The sequence below is a fragment of the Curtobacterium sp. Arg-1 genome, from assembly GCF_025643395.1.
GTDB lineage: Bacteria > Actinomycetota > Actinomycetes > Actinomycetales > Microbacteriaceae > Curtobacterium > Curtobacterium poinsettiae.
Map to the genome: position 1 here is coordinate 2,736,271 of NZ_CP095731.1, position 14,673 is coordinate 2,750,943.

Here is a 14,673-nt window from a genome sequence, read left to right on the forward strand (position 1 = left end):
GTGCGTGCTTGAGCACGAAGCTACGGAGCGACTTCGCCCCCGCCGTTTCCCTCGTGTAACGGTCGTGTGTCCCAGCCCCCGTCCTGGAACGACCGTTCCGGAAGGTCGCAGGAGACCCGCACTGCGGCTTGCCGCATCGATGGGCACGCACCCCGCACGGACCTCGCCCGGACAGAAGCGGTGGCGACTACCGGTGGTACGAATCGACCATGAGCAGGGGAATCAGGATCGATCACGTGGGCGTCACGGTGCCGGACATCGACGCAGCCACGGAGTTCTTCGAGGCGGCGTTCGACGCCGTCGTCCTGTACGACATGCGCCGTCGTGACGAGATGCCGAACAGCAGTCCCGAGGCCCACGGGTACCTCGGGATCCCGAGCACCATGGCGCAGGGGGCCATGCGGATGCTCGCGCTGCCCGAAGGCCCGGGGCTCGAGCTGTTCGAGTACCTGGGACCCGAGCAGCGGCACGCCGCACACCCGTCCGACCTGGGGTGGCAGCACCTGGCGATCTACGCCGACGACCTGGACGAGACGCTCGCCCGGGTCGAGGCGGCCGGGGGCACCCGGAACTCCGACCCCCGCGACCTGCGTGGTGACGAGGCGGGGCCCGGCAACCGGTTCGTGTACACCCGCACGCCGTGGGGGTCGACGCTCGAGCTCGTCAGCTACCCGACGCCGCAGCCGTACCTGGTGTACGCGCCGCGGCCGAAGTGGGCGCCGTGGCCGATGCCGGACGACGTCTACCCGGTGCCGGCACCAGCCGTGCACTGACGAGCAACCGCCGCACCGACCGACCAACCGAGAAGCAACACACCGACCAGCAGACCGCCCCTCAGTGCCGGGGCACCTGCCCCGTCCGCCGCACGGCCCGTTCGAGCAGTTCGACGTCGATCCCGACGTGCTGCCGGGCGATCACGCCCGCCTCGGGTGCGCGGCCAGAACACACCGCGTCCACCAGCCGTTCGTGCTCGTGGAGCGCACGGGTCTCCATCTCCGCCATGCCCTCGGCCGTGCCCCACAGGTGCGCCGGAGCGGCGATGGAGATCTGCGCCTCCAACCCGGCGAGCGCCGTCCGCAGGGCGTCGTTCCGCGCGGCGTCGATGATCGTCCGGTGCAGCACGGCGTCGGCCTGCTGCTTCTCGAGACCCGAGGTGGCGTCGCGGAACACCTCGAGCCGTGCCCGGATCAGGGCGGCGTCCTCCGGGGTCACCCGTTCCGCGGCGGCCGTGGCGAGCGCCCCGTGCAGCAGCGCGATGGCGTCGGCGGTGTCCTGGATCGCCTCCCACCGGGCGAGCAGCACCCGCCCGACGGCGTCCGACGAGCTGTCCGGCCACTCGGTGCGGACGAACGTGCCACCGCCCCGGCCTCGACGGGTCTCGAGCAGCCCCCGTTCGACGAGCCGGGCGATCGCACTGCGAACGGTGACCCGGGCGACGCCGAGCAGGCCGGCCAGTTCGCGTTCCGGCGGCAGGTTCGCGCCGGGCAGGTACTCGCCCACGGCGACGGCGGTCACGAGGCGGTCCTCGACCTCGTCGACGCGCGTCTCGGTCGCACGATCGGACACACGGACCCCCCTTCACGGTGTTACGACCACGTTAAGGCAGCAGAAAAGGTATTGCGTGGGACCTTTTTCCGCTCCATGCTGACCCCCATGTCCAGCATCACCGAATCCACGATGCCGTTCCGCGACGGCGAGACCTGGTACCGGGTCACCACGCCCGACACCCCGGTCGCCGGCGCGCTGCCCCTCGTCGTCCTGCACGGCGGGCCCGGCATGGCCCACGACTACCTCCGGAACCTCGCGGCCCTGGCCGACGAGACCGGCCGGACCGTCGTCCACCACGACCAGTTCGGCTGCGGCCGGAGCACCCACCGCCCGGACGCCCCGGCCGACACCTGGCAGCCGCAGCTGTTCGTCGACGAGTACACAGCCCTGGTCGAGCACCTCGGGCTCGGCGACCACCACGTGCTCGGGCAGTCGTGGGGCGGCATGCTCGGCGCAGAGATCGCGGTGCAGCAGCCCGCGGGCCTCCGCTCGCTGGCGATCTGCAACTCCCCCGCGTCGATGCAGCTCTGGGTCGACGGCGCCGCCGAGCTCCGCGCGCAGCTGCCCGCCGACGTGCAGGACGCCCTGACCCGGCACGAGACGGCCGACACCGTCGACGACCCCGAGTACCTTGCGGCGACGCAGGTCTTCTACGAGCGGCACGTCTGCCGCGTGGTCCCGAGCCATCCGGACTTCGTCGACTCCGAGGAGCAGATGGAGCGCGAGCCGACGGTCTACCACACGATGAACGGCCCGAACGAGTTCCACGTCGTCGGCACGATGCGCGACTGGACCATCGTCGACCGGCTCGACCGCGTCGCCGTGCCGACGCTCGTCGTCGCCGGCGAGCACGACGAGGCCACCCCCGCCACGTGGGCCCCGTTCGTCGAGCGGATCGCCGACGTCCGACAGCACGTCTTCCCCGGCGCGAGCCACTGCTCGCACCTGGAGCAGCCGGCGGAGTTCCGCCGGGTCGTCGCGGCCTTCCTGGCCGCGCACGACGACGCCTGACCCGGCCACGACCATCCCTGGAGGCGCGGGGCGGGCCCGCCCCGCGCCTCCAGACCGGAAGTCCCCCCCCCCCCCCCACAGCCGCACCCGTCCCTCCACCCGAAACGGAACCCGACATGTCGCAGCAGCACAGCGAGCTCTCCGCACAGCAGCAGCTCGAGGCCTACGGCTACAAGCAGGAGCTCAAGCGCTCCGTCAGCACCACCGACCTGCTCATCTACGGGCTGGTCTTCATGGTCCCGATCGCCCCGTGGGCGATCTTCGGGACCGTCTACAACGCCTCCAGCGGCATGGTGCCGCTGGTGTACCTGGTCGGCCTCGTCGCGATGATCTTCACCGCTCTGGCCTACGCGCAGATGGCGAAGTCGATCCCCCTCGCCGGCAGCGTGTTCTCGTACGTCGGCCGCGGCATCCACCCCACCGCCGGGTTCTTCGCCGGCTGGGCGATCCTGCTCGACTACCTGCTCGTCCCGACGCTGCTCTACGTGTTCGCCGCCGAGAGCATGGTCGGCATCTTCCCGGGCACGCCCCGCTGGCTGTGGGCACTCGTGTTCGTCGCGATCAACACCGTCATCAACCTGGCCGGGGTGTCCTCGCTCAAGCTCGCGAACCGCATCTTCCTGCTCATCGAGCTCGTCTTCGTCGCGATCTTCGTCGTCATCGCGATCGTCGCGCTGACCGGCGGCACGATCCCGGACGCATCCTTCAGCACCGCGCAGATCTGGGACCCGGCCAAGGTGTCGGCCCCGCTCATCGCGTCGGCGCTGTCGATCGCGGTGTTGAGCTTCCTGGGCTTCGACGGCATCTCCACCCTGTCCGAGGAGTCCACCGGCCGTCGTGGCGGAGCCGGCACGGCGATGATCCTGGCGCTCGTCATCGTGGCGTTCCTGTTCATCCTGCAGACCTGGCTCGCCAGCGCCCTCGCCGGGGGTCGTGACGCGTTCCCGAAGGGTGAGGCCGGAAATGCCTTCTTCACCATCGTCGAGCAGGCGTCGTCGAGCGGGTGGGCCACCGCGTTCTTCGCCGTCAACGTGCTCGCCGTCGGCATCGCGAACGCCATGGCCGCGCAGGCCGCGACCAGCCGCCTCCTCTTCTCGATGAGCCGCGACCGTCAGCTGCCCGCGTTCCTGCACAAGCTCAACGGTCGCCAGGTGCCGCAGAACGCGATCATCGTCGTCTCGGTGCTGTCCGCGATCCTGGTGCTGTTCTTCGTCGGGCAGATCGACACGATCTCGTCGCTCGTGAACTTCGGCGCGCTGTTCGGCTTCATGCTCCTGCACGTGTCCGTCTTCGTGCACCACGTCGTCAAGGGGAAGTCGCGCAACTGGCTGCTGCACCTGGTCGTGCCGCTGATCGGGTTCCTGATCATCGGGTACGTCCTGCTGAACGCCGCGGTCGAGGCGAAGGTCGGCGGCATCGTCTGGCTGATCGTCGGCGCGGCCGTGTTCCTGTACTACCGACGCACCGGCCGTTCCACCGAGGTCGGCTCGGAAGCAGAACCGACGACGGAGGACGCACGATGACCCCGGACCACTTCCTGCCGAACACCCTCGGCCGCCCCGGGTTCTCCGCAGACCGGGAGCCCGTGCTGCGGGTCCGCCCCGGCACCGGCGAGACCATCGGCTTCGAGACCACCGACGCCGTCTACGCCGAACTCGACCAGCACCACGACATGGCGCAGCTGCAGGCACCGATCAACCCGGTGACCGGCCCGGTGTTCGTCGAGGGGGCAGAACCCGGCGACACCCTCGTGGTGACCATCCACGCCATCGAGCTGACCACGCACGGGTGGTCGGTGTCCCTGCCCGGCTCCGGGGCCCTGCAGCACGTGATGGGCGACCGGGTCTTCGCCCGCCGATGCCGGATCTCGGACGGCACGGTGCAGGTGTCCGACCGGCACCGGTTCCCCGTGCGGCCGATGATCGGGTGCATCGGGACGGCCCCGGCCGAGGGTGAGAACTCGACGATCATGCCGGCCTACCCGGAGGGCGGCAACATGGACGTCACCGAGGCCCGCCCCGGCTCGACCGTGTCCCTGCCCGTCCGGGTCCCCGGCGCGCTGCTGTCGATCGGCGACATCCACGCGCTCATGGCCGAGGGCGAGTCGTCGTTCGTCGCCATCGAGGCCCAGGGCACCGCGATCGTCTCCGTCGACCTGGTCAAGGGCGGCCCCGTGCTCCGCGCACCCCGCATCGAGACCGCTGACGACTGGCTGTTCGTCGGTCTCGGCGACCCCGTGCAGGAGAGCGTCCGGCGCGGGTACGAGGACGCCTTCGCGTTCCTCGTCGACGAGCACGGCTGGACCGCCGAGGACGCCTACGCGGTGCTCAGCGCGGTCGGTGACTCGAAGCTCGGCGGGCCGACCGGCTCCACCGCGCCGGACCCGTTGCACCCCTTCGCCGCCGTCGGCGCAGTCACCCTGCACCGGGTCCCGAAGTCGGTGCTGTGAGGGTTCGCTGATGCGGGTTCCCGGTACGACTGTCGTGCCGGGAACCTGCACAGGCATGTGCACGATGATGGGCGCATGCACGACACCATCCGCTACGTCGCGATCGGCGACAGCTTCTCGGAGGGCATCGGCGACGCCGGGGCCGCTCCGTTCCCCGGCTGGACCGGACGACTCGCGAGCGCGATGGCGGGCGCCTCGGACGCCCACGTCTCGTACGCGAACCTCGCGGTGCGCGGCCGACTGCTCGCCGGGGTCCTCGACGGCCAGCTCGGCGCCGCACTCGCGCTCGACCCGGCGCCGACCCTGATCACCTTCTGCGCCGGCGGCAACGACCTGCTGCGCCCGCGCTTCGAGGTGGACGCGCTGATCGGGCAGGTCGAGGCCGCCGCCGACCGCGTCGAGGCCACCGGCGCACGCCTGGCGCTCCTCAGCCCGGCCGACCCGAGCGCCCGCCTGCCCCTCGGTTCCCTGATCAACCGCCGCGGTGACGCCTGGGCCGAGGCGCTCGGCACCCTCGCCCGACGCCGCGGCCTGCCGTTCGTCGACGTCTCCCGCGACCCGCACCTCGGCCGCGCCGAGTTCTGGTCGGACGACCGGCTGCACATGAACGCCACCGGGCACCAGCGCGTCGCGGACCTGGCGCTGCACGCGGTCCTCGACGGCCCCGCGCCGGTCGAGCCCGCGGACGCCGGCGCCACCCGGGCTCGCCTGGGAGAAGAGCTCCGCTACTACCGCGAGTACGTCCTGCCGTGGCTGCAGCGCCGGATCACCCGCACGTCGTCGGGCGACGGGCGTTCGGCGACCTACCCGACGTGGACGCCGGTGCACGGTCGGGACGCGTAGCCGGCGTCAGCCCGCGACGTACACGCGGGTGGTGACCCCGCTCAGCGCGTGCGCGAACTCGTCGCCCGTCGCCACGAAGCCGCCCGCCTCGTACAGCCGCACCGCCCGGTCGTTGTCGCCGAGCACGTGCAGCACCACGCGCGGGTGGCCGGCGACCCGGGCATCGTGCACGGCCTCGGACAGCAGCGACCGTCCGACCCCGCGGGCCTGCACGCCGGGACGCACCGCGAGCAACGACAGGTAGGCGGCGTCCGCCGGGTCCGTCGACCGTCCGGTGCCGGGCGCCGTGACCAGTACGAAGCCGTCCACCGCACCGTCCGGTCCGGGCACCACCAGCCAGGCGACGTGGTCAGCGGCGAACTTCTGCCGGGCGCGCTCCCGGACCGCCGGGTCCTCGGCGACGCCGTCACGGGCCGCCACGGCCGCAGCCCACAGGTCGATGCAGGTGTCGGTCTCCTCCGGGGTCGCAGGACGCACGACCACGGACGACTCGATCACCCGATCAGCCTACGACCGCCCGGCTCCCGATCCTGAACGACGCCCCACGGTGCTCGTCGGGCAGGCGGTCCCCGCGTCCGTGCAGCTTCTGCCGGAGCGAACCCGGCTCGTACTCCTCCGGGTAGGCCCCGCGGGCACGGAGTTCCGGGATCACGAACTCGATGACGTCCTCCCACGTGCCCGGCGTGACCGCGTACGCCAGGTTGAAGCCGTCGACGTCGGTCAGCTCCTGGATCTCCTGCAGCCGGTCGGCGATGGTCGCTCCCCCACCGACCGCCACCGGGCCGAGCCCGCCGATCGCCGTCTGCCGCGCCAGGTCGCGGATCGTCCACTTCGACCCGTCCTCGCCGGTCGCTGCCGCGATGTTCGCCGCCGCCGACTGGATCGCGTTCGACTCGACGTCACCCAGGGGCTGGTCCGGGTCCCACTGCGACAGGTCGACGCCCATCCAGCCGGAGTTGAGCACCAGCGCACCGAGCTCCGACGCGTACGACAGGTAGTCCTCGTACTTCGCCTGGGCCAGCTCGTCGGTGGCGTCCGTGATCACGGTGAGCAGCGTGTAGACGCGGGCGGCGTACCGGTCGCGACCAGCTGCCTCCAGGGCGTCCCGGACCTTCGCGACGGTCGACGCGAGCTGCTCGAGCGTCGGTGCGCCCACGAAGACCGCTTCCGCGTTCTCCGCGGCGAAGCGGATGCCGCGCGGCGACGCGCCCGCCTGGTAGATGACGGGCGTGCGCTGCACGGACGGCTCGGACAGGTGGATGCCCGGCACGTCGAAGTGCGTCCCGTGGTGCTCGATCGGGTGCACCTTCGCCGGGTCCGTGAAGACCCCGGCTTCGCGGTCGGCGACGACGGCGTCGTCCTCCCACGAGCCCTCCCACAGCTTGTAGAGGACCTCGAGGTACTCGTCCGCCACGTCGTACCGGTCGTCGTGCGACAGCTGGTCCGTCTGGCCCATGTTGCGTGCGGCGCTCGGCAGGTACCCGGTGACGACGTTCCAGCCGACCCGGCCCTCCGTCAGGTGGTCGAGCGTCGACATGCGTCGGGCGAACGGGTACGGGTGCTCGTACGCGGTGCCGGCCGTGATGCCGAAGCCCAGGTGCTCGGTCACCGACGCCATCGCCGACACGAGCAGGATCGGGTCGTTCACGGGCACCTGCGACCCGGTGCGGAGCGCGGCCTCGTTCGAGCCGCCGTACACGTCGTAGGTGCCCAGGACGTCGGCGATGAAGATGCCGTCGAACGCGCCGCGCTCGAGCGTCTTCGCCAGGTCGGTCCAGTAGGTCAGGTCGCGGTAGTCCCGCGACCGGTCGCGGGGTGCCGCCACAGTCCGGAGGACTGGTGCGCGACGCAGTTCATGTCGAACGCGTTGAAGCGGATCTGCCGGTGCTCGCTGCTGGTGGTCACGGGTCGAGACGCTACGTCGGACACCTCGGACCGTCACGGATCGTGACGAAGCGTGACGGTCGGCTCCGGCGACGGACTGGAGGCCCGCCCCGCGTCCGGCGCACCGCCCGCGCCCGACGCATGGCCGGCTCCGGGGCTCAGGCGCGGTCGTGGAGCGTCACGTGGTAGCCGTCGGGGTCGGCGAACGTGAACGTCCGGCCGAACGGGCCGTCGATCGGCGCCGAGACGATCCGGTGCCCGTCGGCCACCAGCGCGTCGTGGATCGCCTGGACGTCGGTCGCGTGCAGCCAGATCGCGGCGCCGATGCCGGGCTGTGCCACCGCGTCGAGGTCCGTGCCGGGGACGATGTCACGCAGGGCGAAGGCGATCGGCGTCGTCTCGAACACGACGGCGTGCGGCGGGCCTGCCTGGGAGCGGACGAGACCGAGGTACCGCTCGTAGAACGCCTGCGAGGCATCGAGGTCGCGGGTCTGCAGGGAGATGAAGTCGGGGCCGGTGACGGGCATGTGGTGCTCCTCAGGTTTGTGTCAGTCTTCTGACACGGGACAAGCTATGTCAGACTACTGACATGCGTCAAGGCGACACCGGCATCCACCTCGAGACGTCGATCGGCTACCTGCTCAAGGAGACCGCGAGTGCCCTCCGTGCCTCGATGGAAGCCGTGCTGCGCCCACTCGGCATGACGGTGACGCACTACTCCTGCCTCGAACTGCTGGCGCAGCGACCCGGCCTGTCGAACTCCGAGCTCGCGCGCGGCACGTTCGTCACCCGGCAGTCGATGAACGTGCTGCTGCAGACCCTGGAGCGGGACGGCTTCGTCACCCGTGCCACCGAGCCGTCGGTCGGCAAGGCGCTCCCCACGCAGCTGACCGACAGCGGACGACGGAGCCTGGCGCAGGCGAGTGCGGCGATCCGCGGGGTCGAGCAGCGGATGCTCACCGACCTGACCGCGGACCAGCAGACCGAGGCCCGTCAGATCCTGCGGAGCATGGTCACTGCACTCCGCGGTCAGGCCACGTAGCGCACGGACGCGGTGTCCTTCGGTGCGTACCGCTCCTCGAAGTCGCGCTCGTTGGGGATCCACACGTCCCGCCAGAGCGCATCGTGTCGACGCCCGAGCGCGCGGTCACGAGCCATGCCCCGACGAGCCGCAGTTTCGAGATCCACGTCACACCAGACCGTGACGTCGAGGTACGGGAGCGCCTCGGGGTGGAAGAGTCCGATCAGGTCGACGATCAGGACGTCCGTCCGCGCCAGTGGCTCAGCCGGGGCGAGGGCTCGAGCCGACCAGTCGAACCGCTGGAACGCGCTCGCCCGACCGGCCCGGTGCGGTTCGAGGACCGACGAGACCAGACGGGGACGATCGACGCCATCCCAGTCGGAGGACCGCTGATGGGACCGAACGGGGTCGAGGAAGTCGTCGCCGCGGATGCGGACCGCGCCGGGGAGCCCCTCGACGAGCGTGCGCGTCAGCGTGGACTTGCCGGATCCGCAATACCCGGAGACACCGACGACGATCGGTGCACGCGCCGAGGCGCGGCGGGACGCGACAAGGTCGATGACGCCGTCGCGGTCCATCGGGCAAGCGTACGAGGTCGATGACCGGGCGCCGGGGTTCGTAGGCTGAGCGGATGGACGTCGCACTGCGGGACAGCACCACCGAAGACCTCGAGTGGCTCGTCGAGCTCCGGGCCGTGGTGCTGCGCGACGACCTGACACGACTCGGTGTGTTCGACGAGACGCGTGTGCGACAGCGCCTCCGCGACGCGTTCCAGCCACAGCTAACCCGCATCGTCGTGGTCGACGGCCGCGACGTCGGGTCGGTCACCGTGCGGGTCGAGGACGACGTCCGCTGGGTCGAGCACTTCTACCTCGCGCCCGACGTCCAGGGGCGTGGAGTCGGGTCGACCGTGCTGCGCGCCGTCCTCGACGAGCCCCACGACGGCCCGACGCGGCTCAACGTGCTGGTGGGCAGCCCTGCCCGCCGACTGTACGAACGACACGGCTTCGTGCTCGACACCGACGACGGCGTCGACGTGTTCATGACGCTGCGGGCCGCCGATCGAGCACCCCACGGAGCGCACTGAGCTGCTCGTCGACCACGTCGGCCATCCGGCGCTCGGCCGGTCCGGTGAGCCAGGCCTCGAGGGCCAGGTGGAACAGCATCACGGTCGTCTCGGCGATCACCGCCGCCTCGGACGGGTCGAGCCCGCGGTGGACGAAGGCCTCGCGCACGGCGTCCGTCAGGTCGGCACGCTTCCGGGCGTCGCGCTCCCGGAGCGAGGACTCGGACAGCACCAGCCGCCGCACCGAGCCGACCTCGCCGTGCCGCCCCTCGAACCGCTCGTCGGCGACGGTGCAGAGGCCGTGCACGACGATGTCGAGCGGGTCGATCCCGGTCGGCGCGCCCTCGATGGCAGCCCGGGCGAGGTCGGGGATCTCGTCACCGGCGAAGATCACCTCGCGCTTGTCGGCGAAGTACCGGAAGAAGGTGCGGGTCGTGAGTCCGGCCCGTGCGGTGATCTGCGGCACGGTCGTCGCCTCGTAGCCCTGCTCGGCGAACAACTCGAACGCCGCTCGTTCGAGTCGCCCTCGGGCATCCGGAGACCAACGCATGTGTCCACAGTAGTGGCGATGACACGGCGTGTCATGGTTGTATAGGGGATGACACGTCGTGTCATGACTCACTTCGAGCACGAGATCGGGACACCATGTCGTCATCCGGCAACGCAGCACTGTGGACCACGTCGACCGGACGGTTCGCCGTCGGACCCGCTCCGGTCCCCCAGCCCGGCCCCGGCGAACTCGTCGTCCGTGCCGAGGCCGTCGCGGTCAACCCGGTCGACGCTGTCGGCGGGCTCTTCCGGCACGTGGTGTTCCCGAAGCTGCGGTTCCCCGCGGTCCTCGGGTCGGACGTCGCCGGCACCGTGGTCGCGATCGGCCCGGACGTCCAGCGGTTCCGCGTGGGCGACCGGGTCGTCGGGCACGCGGCGGGGCAGGAACAGCACCGGAACAGCGCTGCCGAAGGCGCCTTCCAGCACCAGGTCCTGCTGCTCGAACGCGTGACGACCCCGGTGCCCGACGACCTGTCCGCCGAGCAGGCGGCGGTCCTGCCACTCGCCGTCTCGACCGCAGCGGCCGGTCTCTTCGAACCGGACCAGCTCGCACTGTCACTGCCGACGGCAGACACGGTCGACCGCGACGGCGTCGTCCTGGTGTGGGGTGCGTCCACGAGCGTCGGTGCCAACGCCGTCCAGCTCGCCCGCGCCGCCGGGTACGCCGTGATCGGCACCGCATCGCCGAAGAACCACGGGTTCGTGCAGGACCTCGGGGCCGAGGCCGTGTTCGACTACCGCGACGACGGTGCCGCACGCCGCATCCTCGACGCACTCGGCGACCGGGAGCTCGCCGGCACCCTCGCCTTCGGTCAGGGTTCGTTGACCCGCACGCTCCCGATCGTCCGGACGGCCACCGGCTCCGGTCGGCTCGCGTCGGCGTACCCGACGCCGGTGACGACGATCCGTGCACGGCTCGAGCGCCGACACGGGGTGCACATCACCGCGATCTGGGGTGGCCGCCCGACGGAGTCCGAGGTCGGCCCGGCGATCTACCGCGACTTCCTGCCCGAAGCGCTCCGCACGGGTCGTTACCGTGCCACCCCGACCGCCTCCGTCGTCGGATCGGGACTCGCCGCGATCCCCGACGCCCTGGCCGAGCTCCGCGCCGGTGTCTCCGCCCGGAAGCTCGTCGTCACGCTTCCCTGAGCCGGTAGCGTCAGCGACGTGACCGATGCCGACGTGCCCGACGACGAGACCTTCAGCTTCACGATGTCGGGCGGTGGCACGCCACGGGGACACCTGCAGGACCCGAGCGCCGTCACGCTGCACCTGGACCCACGGCTCCTCGGCGACACCGCCAGGGGCAAGGAGATGTTCGCCCGGGCCATCGAGCAGCAGCACACCGCGCTCTCCGACTACGCCACCGCCATCGCGGCCGCCGACGGTGACGTGACCGCTCCGGCGGTGCAGGACGCCGCGACCGCACTGCACCAGGCGCTCCAGTTCCTGCCGATCGCCCACACCGTGTACACGGGCGTCGGCTTCCCCACCGCCCGCGTCGGGGACGACCCCCGCCCGACGTCGCTGCGACCGGAACGCGGCGAGCGCGGCCTCGGCGTCCACCCGGACATGCTCACCGCGATCACCGGGGACACCTCGCAGCGCTGGGAGCTCGCCTGCGAAGAGGACCTCCCCCTCGCCGTCGAGATCACCCTGGCGACCGATCCGGACGAGAACGTGCGGTCGGCCTTCCTCATGGGGACGCGGTCACGAACCGTCGTCCTGCTCATGGAACAGCGAGAGACCGATCCGGGCGCCCTCGACCAGCTCGCCCAGCAGAGCTACGCGAGCCCCGAACGGAAGTTCCCGCTGCGGTTCATGCACCTCGCACCGCGTGAGCTCGACGGGCTCTACGAGCTCCTCGGTCTCGACGAGCAGGCCATCGCGCGCGCGGAGGCCCGCTGGGCGCAGGCGCAGGATCGGAACGAGCGCATCAGCGTCGGTGACGCGCTGCGTGAGATCGGCGTCATCAGCTGATCCGCTTGGCGTACCAGCGGTCCGAGTACGGATCATCGTTGAACGGCGACACCCGGACGAAGCCGAGCCGTTCGTAGAGGGCACAGGCCTCGGCGAGCTCGGCCCGCGTGTCCAGCCGCAGCGACGTGGTCCCGCGGTCTCGGCAGAAGTCCTCCACGTGGCGCAGGAGCGCCGAACCGATGCCTCGGCCGCGGTGTTCCGGCAGTGTGAACACCTTCGTCAGCTCGCCGACGGCACCCACGAAGCGCACGCCGGCGCAGGCGGCAGCGGCTTCCCCTTCACTCGCGACGACGAACACCCCGGAGTCACCCTGCAGGTCGTCGTACGGCTCCTCGTCGAGCGCACGGTCGACCTCGGCCGACGTCGCCGCGCGCCCGTACCACCGCGACGCGACCTCGGTCAGGTAGGCCCGCACGATCGCGTCGGCCCGGCCTGCGCCGGGTCGCTCCGTCTCGAAGATCATCGCGCCCCCTGCGTGGCCGCACCCGGCTCAGCGGGACGCGGTCGCCTCGCGCGCGGCGGCTTCCGCCGCGACCCAGGCGAGCATGCCGCACTTGACGCGCATGACGAACTTGGAGACGCCGTGGAAGGCGACGAGGTCCTCGAGGACGTCCTCGTCGGGTTCACCGACGCCGCGTGAGCGCATCATGGTACGGAACTCCTCGGTCAGTTCGAGGAACTCGGGCACCGTGCGGCCGACGGCCATGTCGGTGAGGACCGATGCCGATGCCATCGAGATCGAGCAGCCGTCACCCTGCCAGGCGAGCCCGGCGATGCGGTCGGTGCCGGCTTCGAGCCGCAGGCTGACCGTGATCTCGTCGCCGCACGTGGGGTTCCGCTCGAAGTGCGAGGCGTCCGCGTCCGGCATCGCGCCGTCGCCGTGCCGCGACTTGGCGTGGTCGAGGATGACCTGCTGGTACAGGCTGTCGAGGGCGTTCACGCGGTCGCTCCGAAGTAGTCGCGGATCTCGGCGACGGCTGCGAGGAACCGGTCGACGTCGTGTTCGGTCGTGTACACGTACGTGCTGGCACGGCTCGTCGCGACGAGGCCGAGCCGGCGGTGCAGGGGCTGGGCGCAGTGGTGGCCGGATCGCACGGCGATGCCCTGCGCGTCGAGGTACTGCGAGACGTCGTGGGCGTGCACACCGTCGACGTCGAAGGACACCAGGCCGGAGCGCGGGACACCGGCGGGCGGGCCGACCAGGCGGATGCCGGGCACGGCAGCGAGGCCGACGAGCATCCGGCGGGCGAGGTGCTCCTCGTGGGCGCGGACCCGTTCCATGCCGATGCCCTGCAGGTAGCGCACGGCCTCGGCCAGGGCGACCGCCTGGGACACGGGCTGCGTGCCGGCCTCGAACCGCTCGGGCGCCGGCATGAACTCGGAGCCCTCCATCGTCACGGTGGTGATCATCGAGCCGCCGGTGCGGAACGGCGGCAGGGCGTTGAGCAGCTCGCTCCGTCCCCAGAGCACGCCGATGCCGTTCGGGCCGAGCATCTTGTGCCCGGAGAACGCGACGAAGTCGACACCGAGCTGCTGCACGTCGAGGGGACGGTGCGGCGCGGACTGGCAGGCGTCGAGCACCACGAGGGCACCGCGGGCGTGGGCGAGGCCGACGACCTGCTCCACAGGGGCGATCATCCCGGTGACGTTCGAGACGTGCGAGAACGCGACGACCCTCGTGCGGTCGGTGATCAGCGCTGCGGCGTCGTCGGCGGTCCAGGTGCCGTCGTCGGCGACCGGGATCCAGCGCAGGGTCGCACCGGTCAGGGCTGCGAGTTCCTGCCACGGCACGAGGTTGGCGTGGTGCTCGGCCTCGGTCACCAGGATCTCGTCGCCGGCGCCGAGCCGGAAGCGTGCGGCGTCGACGCCCCCGCGACCGCGGCTGGCGTTGGCCATGCCGTAGGCGACGAGGTTGAGGGCATCGGTGGCGTTCTCGGTCCAGACGACCTCGGCCGGGGCAGCCGCGCCGATGAACCCGGCGACGGTGGCACGGGCGTCCTCGTAGGCATCGGTGCTGAGCGCCGCGAGCGTGTGCGCACCGCGGTGGACGGCGGCGTTGTCGTGCTCGAGGAAGCGTCGCTCAGCGTCGAGGACCTGACGCGGGCGTTCCGCCGTCGCCCCGGAGTCCAGGTACGCCAACGGCTGCCCGTTCACGTCCTGCGCGAGGATCGGGAAGTCCTGCTTGATCGCCTCGACCTCGGTCTCGGTGAGCGGCTGGTTCGGCGCCACGACTGTCACGTCTCGTCCTCCTGGTGCTGCTGTCCGGAGCAACCCGTCCATGGTGTCCGTTGTTCCCGACCGCGTCCAGTCGGCACGGTGACG

General features: G+C 71.3%; 17 protein-coding genes and 1 pseudogene. 9 read left to right on the forward strand and 9 right to left on the reverse strand.

Translation table 11 applies throughout. The features are described 5' to 3' along the window. The first annotated feature begins 209 nt into the window (after positions 1-209). Complete coding sequence (locus MXD64_RS12980; RefSeq protein ID WP_140449033.1) at positions 210-773, forward strand: VOC family protein; 564 nt, start codon at positions 210-212, stop codon at positions 771-773. A 61-nt stretch (positions 774-834) separates the two neighbouring features. Here the strand turns inward: MXD64_RS12980 and MXD64_RS12985 are convergent, their stop codons facing one another. Continuing rightward, positions 835-1,566 carry a FadR/GntR family transcriptional regulator gene (locus MXD64_RS12985; protein ID WP_017888487.1) on the reverse strand — a complete coding sequence of 244 codons (732 nt, stop codon included), beginning with the start codon at positions 1,564-1,566 and terminating at the stop codon, positions 835-837. Between the two features lie 87 nt (positions 1,567-1,653). On the opposite strand from MXD64_RS12985, the gene MXD64_RS12990 reads away from it, so the two are divergent. The 4 genes from MXD64_RS12990 to MXD64_RS13005 all read left to right on the forward strand — a co-directional run bounded on the left by MXD64_RS12990 (position 1,654) and on the right by MXD64_RS13005 (position 5,851). Beyond that, positions 1,654-2,559 (forward strand): proline iminopeptidase-family hydrolase, encoded by a 906-nt coding sequence (locus MXD64_RS12990; RefSeq protein ID WP_263136550.1) that lies wholly within the window; start codon positions 1,654-1,656, stop codon positions 2,557-2,559. Positions 2,560-2,675: 116 nt separating this feature from the next. Continuing rightward, a complete protein-coding gene (locus tag MXD64_RS12995; protein WP_017888485.1) occupies positions 2,676-4,082 on the forward strand; it encodes an APC family permease in 1,407 nt (468 codons plus the stop codon). Then, positions 4,079-5,008, forward strand: coding sequence for an acetamidase/formamidase family protein (locus tag MXD64_RS13000; protein ID WP_263136551.1), 930 nt, complete (start codon positions 4,079-4,081; stop codon positions 5,006-5,008). Before MXD64_RS12995 ends, MXD64_RS13000 begins: the two co-directional genes overlap by 4 nt. Before the next feature lie 75 nt (positions 5,009-5,083). Next, positions 5,084-5,851, forward strand: coding sequence for an SGNH/GDSL hydrolase family protein (locus tag MXD64_RS13005; RefSeq protein ID WP_017888483.1), 768 nt, complete (start codon positions 5,084-5,086; stop codon positions 5,849-5,851). Positions 5,852-5,857: 6 nt separating this feature from the next. Here the strand turns inward: MXD64_RS13005 and MXD64_RS13010 are convergent, their stop codons facing one another. The 3 genes and pseudogenes from MXD64_RS13010 to MXD64_RS13020 all read right to left on the reverse strand — a co-directional run bounded on the left by MXD64_RS13010 (position 5,858) and on the right by MXD64_RS13020 (position 8,262). Then, positions 5,858-6,349, reverse strand: a complete 492-nt coding sequence (locus tag MXD64_RS13010; RefSeq protein WP_214532274.1) for a GNAT family N-acetyltransferase — start codon at positions 6,347-6,349, stop codon at positions 5,858-5,860. 4 nt (positions 6,350-6,353) lie between these two features. After that, a pseudogene (locus tag MXD64_RS13015) lies at positions 6,354-7,708 on the reverse strand (LLM class flavin-dependent oxidoreductase). Between the two features lie 185 nt (positions 7,709-7,893). After that, positions 7,894-8,262: a VOC family protein gene (locus tag MXD64_RS13020; RefSeq protein ID WP_017888480.1), complete on the reverse strand. Its 369-nt coding sequence runs from the start codon at positions 8,260-8,262 to the stop codon at positions 7,894-7,896. A gap of 62 nt (positions 8,263-8,324) precedes the next feature. Between MXD64_RS13020 and MXD64_RS13025 the strand changes: the two genes are divergently transcribed. After that, positions 8,325-8,777: a MarR family winged helix-turn-helix transcriptional regulator gene (locus MXD64_RS13025; protein WP_017888479.1), complete on the forward strand. Its 453-nt coding sequence runs from the start codon at positions 8,325-8,327 to the stop codon at positions 8,775-8,777. Here MXD64_RS13025 and MXD64_RS13030 read toward each other — a convergent pair. Further along, the gene (locus MXD64_RS13030; RefSeq protein ID WP_017888478.1) at positions 8,765-9,334 is read right to left on the reverse strand and encodes a uridine kinase family protein; all 570 of its coding nucleotides are present in this window, start codon (positions 9,332-9,334) and stop codon (positions 8,765-8,767) included. The two genes, MXD64_RS13025 and MXD64_RS13030, sit on opposite strands and share 13 nt — an antisense overlap. A gap of 53 nt (positions 9,335-9,387) precedes the next feature. Here MXD64_RS13030 and MXD64_RS13035 point away from each other — a divergent pair, with 53 nt between their 5' ends. Beyond that, positions 9,388-9,843 carry a GNAT family N-acetyltransferase gene (locus MXD64_RS13035; protein WP_017888477.1) on the forward strand — a complete coding sequence of 152 codons (456 nt, stop codon included), beginning with the start codon at positions 9,388-9,390 and terminating at the stop codon, positions 9,841-9,843. Here MXD64_RS13035 and MXD64_RS13040 read toward each other — a convergent pair. Next, positions 9,797-10,372, reverse strand: coding sequence for a TetR family transcriptional regulator (locus MXD64_RS13040; RefSeq protein WP_031260427.1), 576 nt, complete (start codon positions 10,370-10,372; stop codon positions 9,797-9,799). The genes MXD64_RS13035 and MXD64_RS13040 overlap by 47 nt on opposite strands. 95 nt (positions 10,373-10,467) lie before the next feature. Between MXD64_RS13040 and MXD64_RS13045 the strand changes: the two genes are divergently transcribed. Then, the gene (locus MXD64_RS13045) at positions 10,468-11,520 is read left to right on the forward strand and encodes a zinc-binding alcohol dehydrogenase family protein (RefSeq protein WP_017888475.1); all 1,053 of its coding nucleotides are present in this window, start codon (positions 10,468-10,470) and stop codon (positions 11,518-11,520) included. A gap of 18 nt (positions 11,521-11,538) precedes the next feature. After that, the gene (locus tag MXD64_RS13050) at positions 11,539-12,351 is read left to right on the forward strand and encodes a hypothetical protein (RefSeq protein ID WP_017888474.1); all 813 of its coding nucleotides are present in this window, start codon (positions 11,539-11,541) and stop codon (positions 12,349-12,351) included. On the opposite strand, the gene MXD64_RS13055 is transcribed toward MXD64_RS13050, so the two are convergent. Genes MXD64_RS13055 through MXD64_RS13065 form a run of 3 tightly spaced genes read right to left on the reverse strand, consistent with a single transcriptional unit; the run spans position 12,344 to position 14,580 of the window. Continuing rightward, the gene (locus tag MXD64_RS13055; RefSeq protein ID WP_140449039.1) at positions 12,344-12,814 is read right to left on the reverse strand and encodes a GNAT family N-acetyltransferase; all 471 of its coding nucleotides are present in this window, start codon (positions 12,812-12,814) and stop codon (positions 12,344-12,346) included. The genes MXD64_RS13050 and MXD64_RS13055 overlap by 8 nt on opposite strands. Before the next feature lie 27 nt (positions 12,815-12,841). Beyond that, positions 12,842-13,291 carry a Fe-S cluster assembly sulfur transfer protein SufU gene (sufU, locus tag MXD64_RS13060; RefSeq protein WP_214532265.1) on the reverse strand — a complete coding sequence of 150 codons (450 nt, stop codon included), beginning with the start codon at positions 13,289-13,291 and terminating at the stop codon, positions 12,842-12,844. Then, positions 13,288-14,580 carry an aminotransferase class V-fold PLP-dependent enzyme gene (locus MXD64_RS13065; protein ID WP_042538176.1) on the reverse strand — a complete coding sequence of 431 codons (1,293 nt, stop codon included), beginning with the start codon at positions 14,578-14,580 and terminating at the stop codon, positions 13,288-13,290. Before MXD64_RS13065 ends, sufU begins: the two co-directional genes overlap by 4 nt. Between the last annotated feature and the right edge of the window lie 93 nt (positions 14,581-14,673).

Bases quoted from the DNA above. Each gene is read 5' to 3' on its own strand.
- MXD64_RS12980 (WP_140449033.1), top strand. From the start codon at position 210: ATGAGCAGGGGAATCAGGATCGATCACGTGGGCGTCACGGTGCCGGAC.
- MXD64_RS12990 (WP_263136550.1), top strand. From the start codon at position 1,654: ATGTCCAGCATCACCGAATCCACGATGCCGTTCCGCGACGGCGAGACC.
- MXD64_RS12995 (WP_017888485.1), top strand. From the start codon at position 2,676: ATGTCGCAGCAGCACAGCGAGCTCTCCGCACAGCAGCAGCTCGAGGCC.
- MXD64_RS13000 (WP_263136551.1), top strand. From the start codon at position 4,079: ATGACCCCGGACCACTTCCTGCCGAACACCCTCGGCCGCCCCGGGTTC.
- MXD64_RS13005 (WP_017888483.1), top strand. From the start codon at position 5,084: ATGCACGACACCATCCGCTACGTCGCGATCGGCGACAGCTTCTCGGAG.
- MXD64_RS13020 (WP_017888480.1), bottom strand. From the start codon at position 8,262: ATGCCCGTCACCGGCCCCGACTTCATCTCCCTGCAGACCCGCGACCTC.
- MXD64_RS13025 (WP_017888479.1), top strand. From the start codon at position 8,325: ATGCGTCAAGGCGACACCGGCATCCACCTCGAGACGTCGATCGGCTAC.
- MXD64_RS13030 (WP_017888478.1), bottom strand. From the start codon at position 9,334: ATGGACCGCGACGGCGTCATCGACCTTGTCGCGTCCCGCCGCGCCTCG.
- MXD64_RS13035 (WP_017888477.1), top strand. From the start codon at position 9,388: ATGGACGTCGCACTGCGGGACAGCACCACCGAAGACCTCGAGTGGCTC.
- MXD64_RS13040 (WP_031260427.1), bottom strand. From the start codon at position 10,372: ATGCGTTGGTCTCCGGATGCCCGAGGGCGACTCGAACGAGCGGCGTTC.
- MXD64_RS13045 (WP_017888475.1), top strand. From the start codon at position 10,468: ATGTCGTCATCCGGCAACGCAGCACTGTGGACCACGTCGACCGGACGG.
- MXD64_RS13055 (WP_140449039.1), bottom strand. From the start codon at position 12,814: ATGATCTTCGAGACGGAGCGACCCGGCGCAGGCCGGGCCGACGCGATC.